Below are 18,030 nucleotides of genomic sequence, written 5' to 3'. Positions count from 1 at the left end.
TCACGACGAAGACTAGCCGGGCGCCGCCGCGCGCACGGAACCGGTGGGGCCCAACGGGTGCGCCAAGACCCAAGATCAACCGTCCAATTAGGATTTCGGACCTGCTGATCAACGCCTTCCCCATCACCAGCATGAGCACGGGCGATTCAGGTTTGTCAACCCCCGCCAAGCCGCTGACCTGCGACGACGATCCCGGGTCGCTAGGTGGCCATCTGAAGACCGTGCTAAGATGGAATCAGCGAAAGGGGCAGAGGACACATGGTTTTCAAGGTCGGAGAGACCGTCGTCTACCCGCACCACGGTGCCGCACTCATCGAAGCCATCGAGACCCGCGTGATCAAGGGCGAGGAAAAGAAGTACCTCGTCCTCAAAGTCGCGCAAGGGGATCTCACGGTTCGCGTGCCTGCTGACAACGCCGAGATCGTCGGTGTGCGTGATGTCGTCGGGCAAGAAGGACTGGACAAGGTTTTCGACGTACTGCGTGCTCCCCACACCGAAGAGCCCACGAACTGGTCTCGTCGGTACAAGGCCAACCTGGAGAAGCTCGCCTCCGGCGATGTGAACAAGGTGGCCGAAGTGGTGCGCGACCTCTGGCGGCGAGAGAAGGACCGCGGACTTTCAGCCGGCGAGAAGCGCATGCTGGCGAAGGCGCGGCAAATTCTGGTCAGCGAGCTCGCGCTCGCGGAAGGCACCGACGAGGACAAGGCGGAAACACTCCTCGACGAAGTTCTGGAAACCGCGACGGTCTGACCCTCGGGGTCATCCGGCTCCCGGCGGAGGCACCGGGCAGCCACTTCTCTACGATCACGACCCGATGAACCAGCAGGTGCAGAGCGTCGCGTTCGTGACTGTCGCACACCACACCGCCGATGAAGAGCGTGCTCTCACGACGGTGAACGGTGAAGTTCTTCTCAAACACACCGTGCGGGGGCTGCTCGACACACCAGAGCTCGATCTGGTGGTCGTGTCAGCCCCAACTCGGTGTGCTGAGTCGTTTTCGGACGCTCTAGCGGACCTGGTTCCCGGGCTGTCCGATCGCTGCCGGTTCGTCCCCGGCGCGTCGCTCCGGCAGGTTTTCCCCGCCGTCGAGCCCTCGCTTTCCCCTGATGCCGTGGTCCTCGTCCACGACGCCTTGCGCGCCTTCACTCCACAACGGACTTTCCGTGAAGTACTGACCACGGTCCGTGAAGGTGCATCTGTCGTAGTGCCGGTGCTCCCGATGGCGGACACCGTGAAGGCGACCGACGCCGGCTTGATCACCGCCACCGTCGACCGCGACGGCCTGCGCACCGCCCAGACCCCCGTCGGCTTCTCGCTCGACGCGTTCCGCGCGGCGCTTGCTTCGAGCCCCACCCCCGGCCTCGACTCCGTGGCCGGCGCGACCACCGTCCCCGGCGACCCCGACGCCATGCGCGTCGCGAGCGCCTTCGAACTCACGCTCGCCGAAGCCCTCGTGGCCGGCGGCGACCAGGAGGCCCCACTGTGACCGACCTGCGTGTGGGCAACGGCGTCGACGTCCACCCCATCGAACCCGGCCGCGACTGCTGGATGGCCGGCCTCCTCTGGCCCGGCGCCGACGGCTGCGCCGGCCACTCCGACGGCGACGTCGCCTCCCACGCCCTCTGCGACGCCCTGCTGTCCGCCGCCGGCCTCGGCGACCTCGGCGCCGTCTTCGGCACCGGCGACCCCCGCATGGACGGCGCCCACGGCACCGACATGCTCGCCGAAGTCCGCACCCTGCTCGAAGCCGAAGGCTGGCGCGTCGCCAACGCCACCGTCCAGATCATCGGCAACCACCCCCGCATCGGCAAACGCCGCACCGAAGCGCAACACGTCCTCGGCACCGCCATCGGCGCTCCGGTCAGCGTCGCCGGCACCACCACCGACGGCCTCGGCCTCACCGGCCGCGGCGAAGGCATCGCCGCCATCGCCACCGCCCTCCTCACCCGCGACTGACCTCGCCCCGCCCACACCCGCACGGCCTCCGCCCCACCCACCTCCGCCCCACCCACCGCACCCAACGCGGCGTTCGTTGCACCCAACGCACCCAATGCGGCGTTCGTTGCGCTCAACGCACCGAACGCCACATTGGGGCGCTTTGGCCCCCACTCAACCGCCACCCGCCTGCCCAACTCAGGCCACGCGCAGCACCTCCCCACCGCTTCGACTTCTCCGGCACCCTCTTCCGACTGGAACAGGACTCCTCCTGGCTCACCCACCTCATCGACGACGACGGCGAATCCCTCGACCTGGAAGCCCAGACTGAGCTCATGCGCCGCATGACCGCCCCCGTCGGCCAGGTCGTCGAGCTCGACGCCGAGTACCAGCGGGCCTGGAACGACCGCGACCTCGACCCCGGCCTCCACCGGAAGGTCTATCTCGAAGTTCTCTCCCGTTCCGGCGTCCCCCACCGCGACCAGGCCGAGGCCCTCTACAACCGCCTCATCACCCCCAGCGAGTGGACGCCCTATCCCGACACCGAAGCCGCTCTCAAGCTCGGCGCCTCGGCCGGGCGCAAGGTCGGCGTTCTCAGCAACATCGCCTTCGACATCCGCCCCGCCTTCGCCCAACGCGGCTGGGACGCCCACATCTCCTCGTTCGTGCTGTCGTTCGAGGTCGGAGCCGTCAAACCGCAGCCCGAGATCTTCCGCGCGGCCATCGACCAGCTGGGCGTTCGCGCCGAAGAGACCCTGATGGTCGGCGACAGCGAGGAGGCCGACGGCGGCGCCCGCGCTCTGGGCTGCGCGTTCGAGCTCGTCGACCCGCTCCCCACCGCCGAACGGCCGGATGCACTTCTCGGAGCCTTGCGCAAGCACGACGTCTTTTGACGTCTTGCGACATCGCCCACACCGACCCCGTACCCTTTATGGGTGGCCCTACACCTGTTCGACACCGCGACCCGTGCCCCTCGGGAGTTCGTTCCCGTCCGCAGCGGAACGGCGTCCATCTACCTGTGTGGCGCCACCGTGCAGGGCGTGCCCCACATCGGGCACGTGCGGGGAGTGCTGAACTACGACGTCCTGCGGCGCTGGCTGCTCCACAGTGGACTCGACGTGCTCCTGGTCCGCAACGTCACCGACATCGACGACAAGATCCTCACCAAGGCCGCCGAAGCGGGCCGGCCGTGGTGGGAGTGGGCGACCACGCACGAGCGCGCGTTCGAGAAGGCTTACGACGACCTTGGCTGCCTCGCGCCGTCGGTCAACCCGCGCGCGACCGGGCACATCACGCAGATGATCACGCTGATGCAGCGCTTGATCGACACCGGGCACGCCTACGCGGCCGACGGTGACGTCTACTTCTCGGTGAAGTCGTTCGACGGCTACGGCAAGCTCTCGGGCCAGCAGCTCGACGAGGTGCAGCAGGGCGAGACGCCGACGCGCGGCAAGCGCGACTCGCGTGACTTCACGCTGTGGAAGAGCGCGAAGCCGGGCGAGCCGTCGTGGCCGACGCCGTGGGGCGACGGGCGGCCGGGCTGGCACCTGGAGTGCTCGGCGATGTCGACCAACTACCTCGGCCCCGAGTTCGACATCCACGGCGGCGGCGTCGACCTGGTCTTCCCGCACCACGAGAACGAACGCGCGCAGTCGAACGCCGTCGGCGACCCGTTCGCGCGGTACTGGCTGCACAACGCGTGGGTGACGATGTCCGGCGAGAAGATGTCGAAGTCGCTGGGCAACACCGTGTCGATCCCGGCGATGCTGGAGCGCTACCGCGCGCCCGAGCTGCGCTACTACCTCGTGCAGCCGCACTACCGCTCCACCGTGGAGTACTCCGACGGCGCGGTCGCGGAGGCGGCGCAGGGTTACCGGCGCATCGAGGCGTTCCTGCGGCGCGCGGCGACCGCCGGCGAGGTGCTCGCGGGCGCCGTGCAGCCGGACTTCGCCACCGCGATGGACGACGACCTGGCCACGCCGGCCGCGTTCGCCGTGGTGCACAACACGGTTCGTGACGGTAATGCCGCGCTCGACGCGGGCGATACTCCCAAGGCTCTCGAACTCGCTTTCTCGGTGCGTGCGATGACGGGGGTGCTCGGCATCGACCCGCTGTCGGAGCGCTGGGCCGACGGCGGCGGCAGCGAGACCCCCGTCCGCGAAGCACTCGACGAGCTCGTACAAGGCTTACTGGCCGAACGCCAGGAGGCGCGCGCCGCGAAGGACTTCGCGCGCGCGGACGCCGCCCGTGACCGCCTCACGCAGGCGGGCATCGTGGTTGAGGACACCCCGAACGGTCCGCAGTGGACGGTCAGGAACTCCTGATCCGTTCCACTGCGGTGGATTAAGGACTCGGTTACACATGGCAGGCAACTCACGGCGTCAGGGCGCCGTCCGCAAGACCGGCACCAAGAAGGGCCAGGTCGTCGGCTCCGGCGGGCAGCGGCGCAAGGCGCTCGAGGGCAAGGGCCCCACGCCGAAGGCCGAGGACCGGCCCGGGCACAAGGCGTACCGCTCCGCCAACGCCGCGAAGACGCGGGAGCAGGCGCGGCAGAAGAAGGCCGACCGCCCGGAGCTCATCGCCGGCCGCAACCCGGTCGTCGAGGCCCTGCGCGCCGACGTCCCGGGCACCGCGCTGTACGTGGCGGTGAACATCGAGATCGACGACCGCGTGAACGAGGCCGTCCGGCTGGCGGCCGACAAGGGCATCTCCATCCTGGAGATCCCGCGCGAGGAGCTCGACCGCAAGACCAACCGCGCCATGCACCAGGGCCTGGGCCTGCAGGTGCCACCGTTCGAGTACGCCCACCCGAACGACCTCATGGAAGCCGCACGCGACTCCGGCAACACCCCGCTGTTCGTCGCACTCGACGGCGTCACCGACCCGCGCAACCTCGGCGCGGTGATCCGGTCGGCCGCCGCGTTCGGGGCCCACGGCGTGCTCCTGCCCGAGCGCCGCAGCGCCGGCATGACGGCCGTCGCGTGGCGCACGAGCGCCGGCACAGCCGCGAAGCTCCCGATCGCCGTCGCGACGAACCTCACGCGCCAACTGAAGGCCTGGGCATCGGACGGCCTCATGATCGTGGGCCTCGACGCCGATGGCACCGTCGACATCGACGCCCTCGAACTCGCAGCCGACCCGCTGGTCATCGTCCTGGGCTCCGAGGGCCGCGGCCTGTCACGACTGGTCCGCGAAACCTGCGACGCCACGGTCTCCATCCCGATGGCGGCGGGCGTCGAGTCCCTGAACGCCTCGGTGGCCGCCGGCGTGCTGCTGGCCGAGGTCGCCCGCCGCCGCCGCGCGGCGGGCCGGCTGGGCTGACGGTTTTGTTCCACTGCTGCCGGGCTGCCTGTTGTCGGGGCGGCCCGGCAGTGGTCTGAACCCCTCGGTGCGACCGGTCCGGTTGCCCCTTTCGCCACCACCCTCAGTGATTCGCGTCCGGATCCGCTGGCCTTCACTCCACCGAGCCACCCGCTCGGGCTAAGGTCAGCTCCGGAACCGAGGGGGTCCGTCACCGATGTCGTTCGTTTCGCCGCTGTTCTTGTGGTACTTCATGCCTGCGGTGCTGGTCGCCGTACTGGTGTGCCCCCGCAGCTGGCGCAACGGCATCGTCGCGGTGGCGAGCCAGCTGTTCTACACGATCGGCGCCGGGCCGTACCTGTTCCTGCTGCTCGGCTGCATGGCCGTCAACTTCCTCGCCGGCCCGGCGCTCGAGCCCAGCCCCTGGGACGTCCGCGGCACGCGGCGCAAGCGGATCCTCATCGGCCTCGTCACGCTCGACGTGCTGGTGCTCGTCATCTGGAAGTACGCGGGCTTCGCGACGCAGCAGATCGCGGCCGTCGCGCACTGGTTCGGCGGGGACGTCGGGGTCGCGAACATCGTGGTGCCGATCGGCATCTCGTTCTACACGTTCCACCACATTTCGTACGTCGTGGACATCTATCGCGGCGAACGTCGCGCGCTTCGCAACCCCGTGTCGTTCGCGGCGTACATCGCGATGTTCCCGCAGCTCATCGCCGGTCCCATCGTGCGTTACCGCGAGATCGCGGACCAGCTGCCGCAGCAGCGTTCCCACCGCCTCGACGACATCGCCGCCGGCTTCCCACGGTTCGCACTGGGGCTGTGCAAGAAGTCCATCGTCGCCGACTCGCTCAGTCCGATGGTCGAAGCGTGCTTCTCCACGCCCCCCGACCAGATGACCTTCGCGACGGCCTGGCTCGGCGCCATCGGCTACACGCTGCAGCTGTTCTTCGACTTCTCGGGCTACTCGGACATGGCCATCGGCCTCGGCCGCATGCTGGGCTTCCGCCTCCCGGAGAACTTCGCGCGGCCGTACTCGTCGGTCACCATCACGGAGTTCTGGCGCCGCTGGCACATGTCCCTGTCTCGCTGGTTCCGCGACTACGTCTACATCCCCCTCGGCGGCAACCGCTCGGGCGCCGGCAAGACCTACCGCAACCTCTGCATCGTCTTCGTCCTCACGGGCTTCTGGCACGGCGCCCAATGGACCTTCCTGGTCTGGGGCTGCTACCACGGCGCCCTCCTGGTCATCGAACGCCGCTTCAACCTCGGCGACACCCCGGCCGGCCGCGCCGCCCGCATCGGCCGCCGGGTGCTGACCCTGGTCCTCGTGGTGTTCGGCTGGGTGTTCTTCCGCTCCACCGACCTGCCGCACGCGTTGAGCATGATCGGCCACATGCTCCTGCCGGACTTCGGCGGGCTGGGCGATGTGGTATCGAGCGCGTTGACGAACCAGCGGCTGGTGATTTTGCTCCTGGCTTTGGCCGTGTTCGTGCTCCCGGCGCACCCGGTCACGGGACCGTTGCTGGAGTCATCGAGGACGCGTCCGGCGACGGCTTTGCGAGTGGGCGTGATGACGGCGGGGCTGGTGTATGCCGCGATTCTGGTGGCTACGGGGACGTTCAGTCCGTTTTTGTACTACCAGTTCTAGCCCGCCGAAAATGGCAATAGGGATCGGCCGGCATCTACGTACCCTGTACTTCCGTGGTCAGCTCTGCCGACCGAAGGGACCAACGTGACAGCCGATCAGCTGCGGTTCCGCGACCAGCGGCTGACCGCGTGGCACTTTTCCGCCGGTGAGGTGCTGGTGCGGTGTCCGCGGTGCGGCGAGTGCGCGAGGGTTGTTGTCGTACCCGGGGCGGGTGCGGAGCTGCGCGAGCCCCGGCGGCTGGCGTGTGGGCAGTGCGGTTATGTGCGGGGCCAGACGGGTCAGACGCGATACGGGCCGGCGCCATCGGGGACTGTGTGCGATCCGTATCTACAGGAACCGCTGTGGTTGCAGGGCGATTGCGGTGGGAATGTGCTGTGGGCGTACAACGAAGCGCACCTTGATTACCTCGAGGCCTTTGTCGTTGCGAGGCTTCGGGAGAAGGTGGTTGTCGGCGAGGGTGAGTGGCGGCGGAGGATGACGATGGTCGCCAAGTTGCCCGCGTGGTTGAAAGCGGCCAAGAATCGCGAAAGGGTGCTGCGCGGCATTGAACGGATGCAGGCGACGCTTCAGCCCTGACCGTAACCACGCAGTTTTTCCACCACCTGCTCAATCTCATCCTGCGGCAACAATGCCGGCGTACCACCCGACCGAGCCAACAGCCACACCTGACACAGCCACTCAAGCTGACGAGCCCGGTCGTAAGCCGCACCCAACGTGGCCCCATAGGTGACAGTGCCGTGGTTGGCGAGCAGACACCCCCGGCGAGACTCCAGCGCAGTGAGGATGTGGGTGGCCAAGGCAGCAGTGCCGTACGTCGCGTAGGGGGCCACGCGGACCGACGGGCCGATGGTCGCCACCAGGTAGTGGATGGGCGGGAGCTCGTCGACCAGCGTGGACACCGCCGTGGCGTGGGCGGAGTGCGTGTGGACGACCGCGTTCACCGGGGAGCCGTCGGGGTCGGTGGCGTGGTTGTAGACGGCCAGGTGCATGGGGAGTTCGCTGGTGGGCCGGAGGCTGCCGTCGACGGGTTCGCCGTCGAGGCCGACGATCGGGATGTCCGAGGGCTTCAAGGTCGAGTAGCGGACGCCGGTGGGGGTGACGGCGACGAGGGCGCCGTCGCGGATGGAGAGGTTGCCGGAGGTGGCGACGGCCAGGCCGTCCGGAGCCAGGCGGCGGGCGTGGGAGCAGATGGCTGCGCGTTCGACTTCGAGGATCAAGGGACTAGGCCTCCGGAACCCGGCGCTGGTGGACAGCGACATTCTCGGGGCCGACAGCCATGGCGCGCGAGGCGTAGCCGAAAAAAAGAGCGGGCCCACCGGTGTGGTGGGCCCGCAAATGACCGGAGAAATCAGCGAACGGCGACGTCTTCCGACTCGGAAGCAGTGTCCTCAACGGACTCCGGCTCCGTAGCCGCCTGGTCCGCCGGGTTCAGCAGGCGCAGGGCTTCCTGAACAGCGACGTTGGTGGCGGCCAACCGGTCCGCCACCCTGGCCCGCAGGTCGAGCGCCAGGGTGCGGGCTTCGGTGGCCTCGGTCTGCTGCTGGAGGGCGTCGGCGAGGGCGGTGTCCGTCTGGGAGCGCTTGGCGGCGATCTCCTCGGACGCGACGCGGTCAGCCTCGGCACGGGCGGCGGCGGAGGCGGCTTCGGCGGCGGCGTCGGCCTCGACGCGGGCGCGGGTGGCCGACTCGTCGGCTTCGGCGCGGGCGCGGGCGGCGGCTTCGTCGGCTTCCGTGCGGGCGCGGTCGGCGGCTGCGGTGCGGGTCGCGATGTCCTCGTTGGCGGCGGCCGTGCGCGTGGCGATGTCTTCATTCGCCGCCGCGGTGCGAGAAGCGATGTCCTCATCCGCGGCCCGGGTCCGGCGCTCGATGTCCGCGTCGGCGGCAGCCGTCCGCTCGTCGATGTCCGCCTCGGCCGAAGCAATACGAGACGCGATGTCCGCCTGTGCCTCCGACAGCAGCCGCTCGCGCTCGGCTTCCGCTTCCTTGCCCAGGCGCTCGACGGTGCGCTGCGATTCGTGCGCGTACTTGTCCGCCTCGGCCCGGGTGGCGGTGGCGTCGGCTTCGGCGGCGGCGCGGAGGTCGGCGATCTCCTCCTCGGCGAGCTGCATCATCATGCGCACGCGCTCGGCCATGGCGCCGGCGCCGGACGGGCTCGAGCTCAGCCGCACGAGCGCGGCCTTCGTCTCGGACAGCTCGTTCTGCGTGGTGGTGAGGGCCTTGGACAGCTCTCCGGCCGTCGCGATGGCCTCGTCGCGGCTGTGCGACGTCTCCCGTAGCTCACGCGAGAGCGCCATGAGCCGCTCGTCGACCTGGCGCTGGTTATAACCCCTGACGGCGACGGCGAACGGGGCGCTCTTCGGGGTGGCTTCGGACTTCTCAGGCGCGACCATCGGGCCACCTTAGTGAGGGCAGGTCCGTGTATACGTACCGCCAAACGGCTGCATTACAAAATGCGCAACCCCCGGTCACGCATGGCATCGCAGACGAGGAGGGACGGCCGGGAGAACAACGCGGAAACGGTGGGAGACCGGAATGGACGGTCCGAAACGACGCGCCGGATCGATCTTCGGCCCGACCGGCACGAACCCGGCGAATTCGCGGCCCCGAAGAGCCACCACCGTCGATCCGCAGCCGGGCCGGCCGGAAGCCGAGCGAAGCCCGAACCGGTGAACGCCCGACGCGGCTCCCCGACGCACCGGCCGCCGCCCGCTACCGTGCGCCTGAGCGCGACACGGGGAGGCAAGCGCGGTGCACCACTGGCAGGTCTACGCGACGATGCCGTTCATCGCCGCGCTGATCGGCTACGTCACCAAGCGCGTGGCCATCGAGATGATGTTCCGCCCCGTCGAGTTCGCCGGGATCAGACCGTTCCTCGGGTGGCAGGGCGTGCTGCCCGCGAACGCCGAACGCATGGCGACGACCGCGACGGAAATGCTCACCACGAACCTCGTCGACCCGAAGGAGATTTTCGCCCGGCTCGACCCCGCGCAGGTCGCCAAGGAAATCGAAGAACCGCTGCTCAAAGTCGTCGAAGACGTCACGCGCGAGGTGATGGAGACCTACCAGCCGCGGCTGTGGGAGGTGCTGCCCACCGCCGCGCAGCAGTTGCTGCTCAAGCGCGTGCAGGCCGAAGCGCCGCGCGCGATCACGAAGATCATGCGCGAAATCGCCGCCAACATCGAAGACGTGCTCGACCTCAAGCACATGGTCGTGGCCAACCTCGTCCGCGACAAGGCGCTCCTCAACCGCCTGATCCGCGACATCTCGAAACCCGAAATGCAGTTCATCGCACGCTCCGGAATCGTGTTCGGCTTCATTCTCGGCTGCGTTCAGCTGCTCGTGTGGACGTTCACGAAATCGCCGATCGTGCTGCCGCTGTTCGGCCTCGGCATCGGCTGGTTCACCGACTGGCTCGCGTTGAAAATGATCTTCCTGCCCCGCGAGCCGAGACGGTTCTTCGGCCTCTACACCTGGCAAGGCGTGTTCCAGAAACGCCGCGACCAGGTCGCCGCCGACTACGGCGACATGATCGCCCGCGAGATCATCACCGTGCCCAACCTGCTGGAAGCCGTGCTGCGCGGCCCGAAGTCCGATCGCCTGTTCACCATGATCACGCGCGAGGTGCAGAAGACGATCGACGCGCAGGCGAGCGTGGTGAAACCGTTCGTCGCGATCGCTGTCGGCACGAAGCGCTTTCAGGAAATGAAGCAGACGGCCGCCGCGATCGCCGCGCAACGCGTGCCCGAGACGATCCGCCACGCCGAGGACTACGCCGTGAACGCGCTCGACGTGCGCAACACGATCGTCGACCGGATGCGCAAGCTCACGCCGCTGGAATTCGAACAACTGCTGCGCCCGGCGTTCCGGCAGGACGAATGGAAGCTGATCGCCGTCGGCGCGGTCATCGGCGGGCTGGTCGGCGAGCTCCAGGCGCTGGTCCTGCTGCACTGACAACTGCGATACGGTTTCTCCGGCGAGCGGAGGGAGGCCGGATTGGACGCAGTCCTCGACGACCTCGCGCGGCACTGGCCGGTCTACGCCACGATGCCGTTCATCGCCGCGCTCATCGGCTACGTCACCAAGCGCGTGGCGATCGAGATGATGTTCCGCCCGCTGGAGTTCGTCGGGATCAAGCCGTTCCTCGGCTGGCAGGGCGTGGTGCCCAAGCACGGCGGCCGGATGGCGGCCATCGCGACCGAGCTGCTGACCACGAACCTGCTCGATCTCAAGGAGATCTTCGAGAAGATCGACCCGGTCATCGTCACGCGCGAGCTGGAGCAGCCGCTGCTGCGGGCCGTCGACGCGATCGCGCGCGACGTGCTGGAGGAGCACCACCCGCGTCTGTGGGAAGTGCTGCCGACGCTCGCGCAGGAGCTGCTGATCAAGCAGGTCCAGGCCAACGCGCCGCGGCTCGTGCGCGAGTTCCTGGAGGACGTGCGCGACAACCTCGACGAAGTGCTCGACGTGCGGCACATGACCGTGGAAAGCCTCACCCGCGACAAGGCCCTGCTCGTGCGGCTGATCCGCGAGACCTCGCGGCCGGAGATGGCGTTCATCGCCCGGGCCGGCATCTTCTTCGGGTTCGGCCTCGGCGTCGTGCAGGCGATCGTGTGGGCGTTGACCCGCGAGCCACTCGTGCTGCCGATCTTCGGCGGCTGCATCGGCCTGTTCACCGACTGGCTCGCGATCAAGATGATCTTCCTGCCCCGCGAGCCCGTACGCGTGGGCCGCGTGATCCTGCAGGGCAAGTTCCAGCGCCGCCGCGCGGAGGTCGCCCGGCAGTACGGCGAGCTGATCGCCAACGAGGTCCTGACCACGGCGAACCTGCTCGAAGCCCTGCTGCGCGGCCCGAAGTCCGACCGGCTCGTGGCGATGGTCGAACGCGCGGTGGGCCACGCCGTCGACGAGCAGGCCAGCCTCGCGAAGCCCGTGCTCACCCTGGCCGTCGGCGGGCGCCGGCTGCAGGAGATGAAGCACGAGGCCGCGCGGCGGGCGCTGGCGGAGCTGCCGCAGACCGTCCGCTACGCCGAGGGCTACCTCACGCAGGCCATGGATGTCGCCAAGGTCATCGAGCAGCGCATGCTCGCGCTGACGCCCGTCGAGTTCGAAGGACTACTGCGCCCGGCGTTCCGCCAGGACGAGTGGAAGCTGATCGCCGTGGGTGGCGTGATCGGGTTCATCGTCGGTGAGCTGCAGGTCCTGCTCATGCTCGGCTGACTTTTCGGTGGTTGCCCACACCTCGTTCACTCGAAGTGGCTACCGTGATCGAGTGGCGTCCAAATCCCCTCAGCTGCCAGCCGTCCACGAGGCGTACCTGCCTCGCGAGCACGCGCTGCACCGTCCGCGGCACGGCAGGCGGCAGCTCACGGCGCTGATCTGCGCGCTGCTGTTCTTCACCACGCCCACGCTGCTGTGGGTGTTCGGGGTGCGCCCGACCGAGATCGAGAACCACAAGCTCGCGGGTTTCCCGAGCATCGGCGACGGGTTCGGCTTCTTCACCGGCCTGCCTACCTGGGCCGTGGACCAGCTGTCCTTCCGCGCGAGCGCCATCAACGCCGCCGACGGGGTCAGTCGCTCGATCTTCGGCGAGGACGCGCCACTCGACCAGGGTTCGTCCTCGGACTCCGGCCCGATCCCCGCGCCGCCACTGCAGCAGCCGGGCGCGCCCAACCAGGGGCCGGCCGCGCCGACCCTGCCCGGCAGCAACCAGGCCGGCTACCGCAAGGTCGTGCAGGGCCTCGACGGCTGGCTGTACTACGGCTACGACGCCGAGTCGAAGTGCACGCCCGCCCAGGACATCGACACCACACTCAAGAAGGTCAACGAGCTGCGCACCGCCGTCGAGGCGTCCGGGCGCAAGTTCGTCTTCGTGGTCACGCCGGACAAGACGACGATGGTGCCCCAGTTCCTGCCCGCCAGCTTCCCGGGCAAGGAGTGCTCGCAGGCCGCCGCGCCGAACGACTGGCACAAGATGACCACCGTCGGCCACTCGCTGGACCTGCGCCCGGCGTTGGCCGCGTCCGCCGCGCGCGTCGGCCACCCGATCTACGCCCCGAACGACACGCACTGGCGCGACGAAGGCGGCCTCGTCCTCACGCGGACCCTCGCCGAGACCGTGCAGCCCGGGGTCACCACGGGCTGGCGGTCCACTCCGGACGGCGAGTACGACGGCGTTGCCGACCTGCCGCTGCTGCTCGGCAAGTCAGGCACCAAGTCGAACACGCAGTACACCCTTGAGCCCGACGGCGTCACCGACCGCGCGGCCGGCTTCATCGGCAATATCGACACTCCGGTGCATCGCACCTCGGCGCCCCTGCCCGGCACGATCGCCGAGCCCACGCTGGTCTACGGCGACTCGTTCAGCCTCGCGTCCTCGCGCTACCTCTCCGCGGCGTTCACGAACCTGACCTACCTCGCCTACTCCACCGACAAGACGCCCCAGGCGGCCGCGGTCGACGAGTTGGTGAACTCGCGGGTGGTCGTGCTGCAGGCCGTGGAACGCAACGTCGTCGGCGGCCTCGTGCCGTTCACGAACGACGGCTTCATCGCGGCGGTGAAGACGGCGATGGCCGCCCACCCGGTGGGCTGAACCTCAGCCGACAGGTACGGGCTGCGGCACCGGCGGCGTGTTCGCACGCACGCCGCTGCGCCGTTCCCGCGCCCACGAGATCACGCGGCACACCAGGTAGATCAAGAACGAGATCGCCGTGACGAAGGCGCTCACCGGTTTGCCCGGGGCGAGCGACAGCACGATCCCGCCGAGTGCGGACACCTCCGCGAAGATCACCGACAGCACCGTCGCGCGCAGTGGGCTGGCTGTCACGCGGGCGGCGGCCGCGGCGGGGGTCACCATCAGCGCCACCACCAGCAGCGAGCCGACGATCTGCACGCTCAACGCCGTGGCCACGCCCACCAGCAACGCGAACACCACGGTCAGCGTCTTCACGGGCACGCCGCGTGCGACGGCGACGTTGCGGTCCACGCTGGCGAACAGCAGCGGCCGGTAGACGCACGCCAGCACGGCCAGCACGGCGACGGCCGAGATCACCAGAGACGTCAGGTTCGTCGAGTCCACGGTGATGATCTGGCCGGTGAGAATGCCGAACTTGTTGGCCGACCGTCCCTTGTAGAACGACAACAGCAGCACGCCCATGCCGAGGCCGAACGACAGGATCACGCCGATCACGGAGTCGCGGTCGGCGTCGCGGGTGCCGAGGATGCCCAGCAGCAACGCGGCGGCCACGGCGCCGAGCAGCGCGCCGTACTCGACGCCGACGCCGATCAGCAGCGCGCCCGCCGCGCCGGTGAAGGCCAGCTCGGATGTGCCGTGCACCGCGAAGGACATGCGGCGCATCACGATCAGCGGGCCGAGGACGCCGGCGAGAAGCCCGAGCACGGCGGCCGCGATGAGCGCCGTCTGCACGCCGTCCAGCTCGGTGATCAGCTCCCACGTCTTGGCGAAGTCGAACATGCCGTCCAAGGCTCAGCCCACTGCTTCCTGCTCGTGGTGGTGCGGTTGGTCTTCGCACAGGGAGCTCTGCGAACCCGCGATGTGGATCTGCCCGCCGACGCGCAGCACCTCGACGCGCGTGCCGTACAGCTCGGACAACGTCTCGGAGTTCATCACCTCGTCGGGCTTGCCGACGCGGAACGAGCCGTTGACCAGGTACAACACGCGGTCGACGAACTGCAGCACCGGGTTGATCTCGTGCGTCACGAACAGCACGGCCGTGTCCGCCGTGCGCCGGCGCCGGTCGATGAGTTCACTCACGGCGCGCTGGTGCGCGAGGTCGAGCGAAAGGAGCGGTTCGTCGCACAGCAACACGGACGGGTCACCGACCAGCGACTGCGCCACCCGGAGGCGTTGCTGTTCACCGCCGGAAAGCCGCCCGATCGGCTGCTTCGCGTACGCCGTGCCACCGACCGCCTCGATCGCCTCCGCGACGCGACGCCGGCGGTCGCGCAGGCCGAACACGCCGGTCCCCCAGCGGTGCCCGTCGAGGCCGAGGCCCACGAGGTCGACGCCACGCAGGGTCAGGCCGTCGTCGATCGCGCGCTGCTGCGGGATGTAGCCGACCTTGCGGTTGGCGCCACCCGGGCGGCCGCCGGCGATCTCGACGCTGCCGGCCGAGAGGCTCTGCATGCCGAGCAACGCCTTGAGCAGGCTGCTCTTGCCGGACCCGTTGGGGCCGAGGATCGCGAGGAACTCGCCCTGCTCGACATCGAGGTCGAGGCCGGACCAGAGGGTGCGGCTGCCGAACGCCAGGCCCGCCCCGCGGACGCGAACCGCGGGGCGAACCGTCGAGAGCGCGGCGGACATCAGCTGTTCAGAGCCCCGGACAGCGAGTCCACTTCCTTGGTCATCCAGTCAATGTAACCCGTGACGTCGGCGGGCAGCGTCTCGGCCACGTCGACCACGGCGACGTTCGACGCCTTCGCGTCCGACACCACCTGCTGGGTCAGCGGGGTCACCGTCTGGACGTTGTTGATCAGGGCCTTGACCTGCTTGTTCTTGATGAGCTGGGTGAAGTCGTTGACGGCCGTGGCGGGCACGTCGGTCTCGTTCTCGACCGCGTCGGAGAAGGCCTTCGGGGTCGCGTCGGTGATCTTCGCGGTCTCGAGCAGGTAGTGCGCCACGGGCTCGGTCACCACGACCTTGGTGCCCGGGTGCGCGGCGCCGAGGGCTTCGGTCTTCTTGACCAGCGCGTCGACCTGGCCCTTGAACGTCTTGGCGTTGTCGTCGAAGGTCTGCTTCGACGCCGGCTGGATCGCGCTGAGCGCCGAGGCGACCTGGTCGGCCACCTTCTCCACGCCGGGCAGGTCGAACCAGACGTGCTCGTTCTCGTCGCCGGTCGCGGCGATGTCATAGGCCACGAGGTTCTTCGCACCCGATGCCTGGTCGGCCAGCTTGCCGAAGAAGTCGTCGTAGCCGCCGCCGTTGGCGAGCGTGAGCTGAGCGTTCTTGGCCGCCAGCGCGTCGTCGGCCGTGGACTCGTACGAGTGCGGGTCGCCCGTCGGGTCGTGGATGATCGACTTGACCTGCACTTTGTCGCCGCCGACGGCCGTGACGACACTGCCCCACACGTCCGTCGCCGCGACGACGTTGATCTGGCCCGACGTCGAGGAACCGGAACCGGCGCCGGTGCCGGCGCCCGAGTCGGTGCTGGAGCACGCGCTGAGCGCGAACACGGTCAGAGCCGAGGCGGCGGCGAGCACGCCGCGGGCGGGGCGGGTACTCAGTCGGGAACTCATCGAAGACTCTCCTGGGTCGAACCGATCAGCTAATGGAAATCGTTGTCAGATTCACTTTACCCCATCCGAATGACAGGGCCAGCTCCACCGGGTGGCAGAGGGCCCGTCCGTCACTCAGCGGATCGAGACACTCACCACAGGGGTGTCGCTTCTGGAAAACGATCTGAACCGTTACGGTTTGCGGATGGGCCGTCCTATTCGCACCCGGAGGCAGGCGACATTGGCGTCGCTGGCGGCGGAGCTCGGGGTGTCCAGGACCACCGTGTCCAACGCGTACAACCGCCCCGACCAGCTGTCTCCCGAACTGCGCCGGCGCATCCTCGAGACCGCCCGCCGCCTCGGTTACCCCGGTCCGGACCCGGTAGCCCGATCGCTGCGCACCCGCAAGGCCGGCGCCGTCGGACTGCTGCTCACCGAGAACCTGTCGTACGCGTTCCGTGACCCGGCCGCGGTCGGTGTGCTCGAAGGCCTCGCCCTCGCCTGCGAGGACGCGGGGGTCGGCCTGCACCTGGTGCCCGCGAGCCCCGGCCGCGAAGACGTCGCCGCCGTGCACCGCGCCGGCGTCGACGGTTTTGTCGTCTACTCCGTGCCCGACGACGACCCGCACCTCGCCGCGGTGCTGGAGCGGCCCGTCCCCACGGTGATCATCGACCAGCCACGCATCGAAGGTGTGGACCGCGTCGGCCCGGACGACGCGGCGGCCGTCACGCGCCTGGCCGAGCACCTCGTTTCGCTCGGGCACCGGCAGGTCGGCGTGCTGTGCATGCGCTTGGCGCGCGAGCGCAACGACGACTTCGTGACCGCGCAGCGCCAGAGCAGCGCTCACTTCCACGTGCAGCGCATCCGCCTCGAAGCCCTGGCCACGGCGTTCTCCGCGGCCGGTGTCGACTGGGCCACCGTGCCGGTGGTCGAGCGCTTCGACCACACCGTCGACGACGGCGCTTCGGGCGCCCGCCAGCTGCTCGACGCGTACCCGCAGGTCACGGCCGTGATCTGCACGTCGGACATCCTCGCGATCGGCGCGATGGCCGAGGCCGAGCGCCGTGGCCTGCGCGTGCCGCTCGACCTCACTGTGACGGGCTTCGACGGCATCGCCGAGGCCGAGCGCCTCGGGCTCACCACCGTGCACCAGCCCGTGCTCGAGAAGGGCAAGGTCGCGGGGCGGCTGCTGCTCGGCTCGGCCGAGCGTGTGGGCCCGAAGGTGATCACGCTGCCCACCGAGCTGCGGATCGGGCGCACGTCGGCGCCGCCGCGGACCGTCGAGGAGCCGTGGTTCGGCGGCTGATGGGGTCCCTTGTTCCCGTGATTTGGGACCTATCCCGTTGTAAGGGACACCGCGGGCCGGTTCCATGGGAGGGACCTCCCGCGTAGCCGGGGAAGCGTGGCCGAAAGGTGACCATGACCTCCGCTGATGAGTTGTTCCGCCGCCACAGCGTCGCCGGCCCCGTGCCGCCGCCCGAGGGCGCGACAGCGATCCCGAGCCTGCACGCAACCGTGCTGACCTGCATGGACGCGCGCATCAACGTGTACGCCCTACTCGGCCTGGAGCCCGGCGAGGCCCACGTGCTGCGCAACGCCGGCGGCGTTGTCACCGACGACGTGATCCGCTCCCTCGCGTTGTCGCAGCACAAGCTCGACACCGAAGAGGTGCTGGTCGTGCAGCACACCTCCTGCGGCGTCTCGACCGTGACCGAGGACGGCTTCAAAGACGAGCTCGAGGACTCCACCGGCGTGCGGCCCACGTGGTCGGTCGAGGCGTTCAGCGACGTCGAGGCCAGCGTGCGCCGCGGCGTGGAGCGCGTGCGGCACAGCGAATTCCTGCCGCACCGCGACAAGGTGCGCGGTTTCGTCCTCGACATCGACAAGGGAAGCCTGACCGAGGTCGTCTGACGC

The 18,030-nt window shown here is 69.1% G+C and carries 18 protein-coding genes; 13 read left to right on the top strand and 5 right to left on the bottom strand.

Annotated elements, in window-relative coordinates:
* Positions 1-258: 258 nt before the first annotated feature.
* The 8 genes from QRX50_RS11700 (at position 259) to QRX50_RS11665 (ending at position 7,462) form a co-directional block, all read left to right on the top strand.
* A complete protein-coding gene (locus QRX50_RS11700) occupies positions 259-750 on the top strand; it encodes a CarD family transcriptional regulator (RefSeq protein ID WP_033294400.1) in 492 nt (163 codons plus the stop codon).
* 64 nt (positions 751-814) lie between these two features.
* Positions 815-1,486: an IspD/TarI family cytidylyltransferase gene (locus QRX50_RS11695; protein WP_285971964.1), complete on the top strand. Its 672-nt coding sequence runs from the start codon at positions 815-817 to the stop codon at positions 1,484-1,486.
* 5 nt (positions 1,487-1,491) lie between these two features.
* A complete protein-coding gene (gene ispF / locus QRX50_RS11690; protein WP_285974431.1) occupies positions 1,492-1,956 on the top strand; it encodes a 2-C-methyl-D-erythritol 2,4-cyclodiphosphate synthase in 465 nt (154 codons plus the stop codon).
* Positions 1,957-2,189: 233 nt separating this feature from the next.
* Positions 2,190-2,828, top strand: a complete 639-nt coding sequence (locus tag QRX50_RS11685) for an HAD family hydrolase (protein ID WP_285974430.1) — start codon at positions 2,190-2,192, stop codon at positions 2,826-2,828.
* Between the two features lie 42 nt (positions 2,829-2,870).
* The gene (gene cysS, locus QRX50_RS11680; protein WP_285971963.1) at positions 2,871-4,259 is read left to right on the top strand and encodes a cysteine--tRNA ligase; all 1,389 of its coding nucleotides are present in this window, start codon (positions 2,871-2,873) and stop codon (positions 4,257-4,259) included.
* A 37-nt stretch (positions 4,260-4,296) separates the two neighbouring features.
* The gene (gene rlmB / locus QRX50_RS11675) at positions 4,297-5,256 is read left to right on the top strand and encodes a 23S rRNA (guanosine(2251)-2'-O)-methyltransferase RlmB (protein WP_285971962.1); all 960 of its coding nucleotides are present in this window, start codon (positions 4,297-4,299) and stop codon (positions 5,254-5,256) included.
* Positions 5,257-5,452: 196 nt separating this feature from the next.
* Positions 5,453-6,886, top strand: coding sequence for an MBOAT family O-acyltransferase (locus QRX50_RS11670; protein WP_285971961.1), 1,434 nt, complete (start codon positions 5,453-5,455; stop codon positions 6,884-6,886).
* Between the two features lie 84 nt (positions 6,887-6,970).
* Entirely contained in the window at positions 6,971-7,462 is a 492-nt protein-coding gene (locus QRX50_RS11665; RefSeq protein ID WP_285971960.1) for a bL32 family ribosomal protein, read from the top strand.
* Here QRX50_RS11665 and QRX50_RS11660 read toward each other — a convergent pair.
* Together QRX50_RS11660 and QRX50_RS11655 are read right to left on the bottom strand one after the other, a co-directional pair.
* A complete protein-coding gene (locus QRX50_RS11660) occupies positions 7,453-8,145 on the bottom strand; it encodes a class II aldolase/adducin family protein (protein WP_434533259.1) in 693 nt (230 codons plus the stop codon). The two genes, QRX50_RS11665 and QRX50_RS11660, sit on opposite strands and share 10 nt — an antisense overlap.
* An 89-nt stretch (positions 8,146-8,234) precedes the next feature.
* Complete coding sequence (locus QRX50_RS11655; RefSeq protein WP_285971958.1) at positions 8,235-9,275, bottom strand: coiled-coil domain-containing protein; 1,041 nt, start codon at positions 9,273-9,275, stop codon at positions 8,235-8,237.
* Positions 9,276-9,660: 385 nt separating this feature from the next.
* On the opposite strand from QRX50_RS11655, the gene QRX50_RS11650 reads away from it, so the two are divergent.
* From QRX50_RS11650 to QRX50_RS11640, 3 genes are read left to right on the top strand one after another with little or no spacing between them, the layout of a single operon-like run.
* Complete coding sequence (locus tag QRX50_RS11650) at positions 9,661-10,836, top strand: DUF445 domain-containing protein (RefSeq protein WP_285974429.1); 1,176 nt, start codon at positions 9,661-9,663, stop codon at positions 10,834-10,836.
* Between the two features lie 42 nt (positions 10,837-10,878).
* Positions 10,879-12,102, top strand: a complete 1,224-nt coding sequence (locus tag QRX50_RS11645) for a DUF445 domain-containing protein (RefSeq protein WP_285971957.1) — start codon at positions 10,879-10,881, stop codon at positions 12,100-12,102.
* Positions 12,103-12,154: 52 nt separating this feature from the next.
* Positions 12,155-13,474 carry an alginate O-acetyltransferase AlgX-related protein gene (locus QRX50_RS11640; RefSeq protein WP_285971956.1) on the top strand — a complete coding sequence of 440 codons (1,320 nt, stop codon included), beginning with the start codon at positions 12,155-12,157 and terminating at the stop codon, positions 13,472-13,474.
* 3 nt (positions 13,475-13,477) lie between these two features.
* Here QRX50_RS11640 and QRX50_RS11635 read toward each other — a convergent pair whose 3' ends face one another.
* From QRX50_RS11635 to QRX50_RS11625, 3 genes are read right to left on the bottom strand one after another with little or no spacing between them, the layout of a single operon-like run.
* Complete coding sequence (locus QRX50_RS11635; RefSeq protein ID WP_285971955.1) at positions 13,478-14,365, bottom strand: metal ABC transporter permease; 888 nt, start codon at positions 14,363-14,365, stop codon at positions 13,478-13,480.
* 3 nt (positions 14,366-14,368) lie between these two features.
* A complete protein-coding gene (locus QRX50_RS11630) occupies positions 14,369-15,205 on the bottom strand; it encodes a metal ABC transporter ATP-binding protein (RefSeq protein WP_285971954.1) in 837 nt (278 codons plus the stop codon).
* Entirely contained in the window at positions 15,205-16,137 is a 933-nt protein-coding gene (locus QRX50_RS11625; protein ID WP_434533258.1) for a metal ABC transporter solute-binding protein, Zn/Mn family, read from the bottom strand. Before QRX50_RS11625 ends, QRX50_RS11630 begins: the two co-directional genes overlap by 1 nt.
* 184 nt (positions 16,138-16,321) lie before the next feature.
* On the opposite strand from QRX50_RS11625, the gene QRX50_RS11620 reads away from it, so the two are divergent.
* Positions 16,322-17,422, top strand: a complete 1,101-nt coding sequence (locus tag QRX50_RS11620; RefSeq protein WP_285971953.1) for a LacI family DNA-binding transcriptional regulator — start codon at positions 16,322-16,324, stop codon at positions 17,420-17,422.
* Between the two features lie 113 nt (positions 17,423-17,535).
* A complete protein-coding gene (locus QRX50_RS11615; RefSeq protein ID WP_285971952.1) occupies positions 17,536-18,027 on the top strand; it encodes a beta-class carbonic anhydrase in 492 nt (163 codons plus the stop codon).
* The last annotated feature ends 3 nt before the right edge of the window (positions 18,028-18,030 follow it).

The organism is Amycolatopsis sp. 2-15 (genome assembly GCF_030285625.1).
Classification (GTDB): Bacteria; Actinomycetota; Actinomycetes; order Mycobacteriales; family Pseudonocardiaceae; genus Amycolatopsis; species Amycolatopsis carbonis.
Note: the sequence above shows the minus strand (reverse complement) of the source record. Positions and strands in the feature narration are given on the sequence as shown.

Bases quoted from the DNA above. Each gene is read 5' to 3' on its own strand.
- rlmB (WP_285971962.1), top strand. From the start codon at position 4,297: ATGGCAGGCAACTCACGGCGTCAGGGCGCCGTCCGCAAGACCGGCACC.
- QRX50_RS11625 (WP_434533258.1), bottom strand. From the start codon at position 16,137: ATGAGTTCCCGACTGAGTACCCGCCCCGCCCGCGGCGTGCTCGCCGCC.
- QRX50_RS11695 (WP_285971964.1), top strand. From the start codon at position 815: ATGAACCAGCAGGTGCAGAGCGTCGCGTTCGTGACTGTCGCACACCAC.
- QRX50_RS11620 (WP_285971953.1), top strand. From the start codon at position 16,322: ATGGGCCGTCCTATTCGCACCCGGAGGCAGGCGACATTGGCGTCGCTG.
- QRX50_RS11655 (WP_285971958.1), bottom strand. From the start codon at position 9,275: ATGGTCGCGCCTGAGAAGTCCGAAGCCACCCCGAAGAGCGCCCCGTTC.
- QRX50_RS11700 (WP_033294400.1), top strand. From the start codon at position 259: ATGGTTTTCAAGGTCGGAGAGACCGTCGTCTACCCGCACCACGGTGCC.
- QRX50_RS11660 (WP_434533259.1), bottom strand. From the start codon at position 8,145: ATGTCGCTGTCCACCAGCGCCGGGTTCCGGAGGCCTAGTCCCTTGATC.
- QRX50_RS11670 (WP_285971961.1), top strand. From the start codon at position 5,453: ATGTCGTTCGTTTCGCCGCTGTTCTTGTGGTACTTCATGCCTGCGGTG.
- QRX50_RS11650 (WP_285974429.1), top strand. From the start codon at position 9,661: ATGCCGTTCATCGCCGCGCTGATCGGCTACGTCACCAAGCGCGTGGCC.
- QRX50_RS11630 (WP_285971954.1), bottom strand. From the start codon at position 15,205: ATGTCCGCCGCGCTCTCGACGGTTCGCCCCGCGGTTCGCGTCCGCGGG.
- QRX50_RS11615 (WP_285971952.1), top strand. From the start codon at position 17,536: ATGACCTCCGCTGATGAGTTGTTCCGCCGCCACAGCGTCGCCGGCCCC.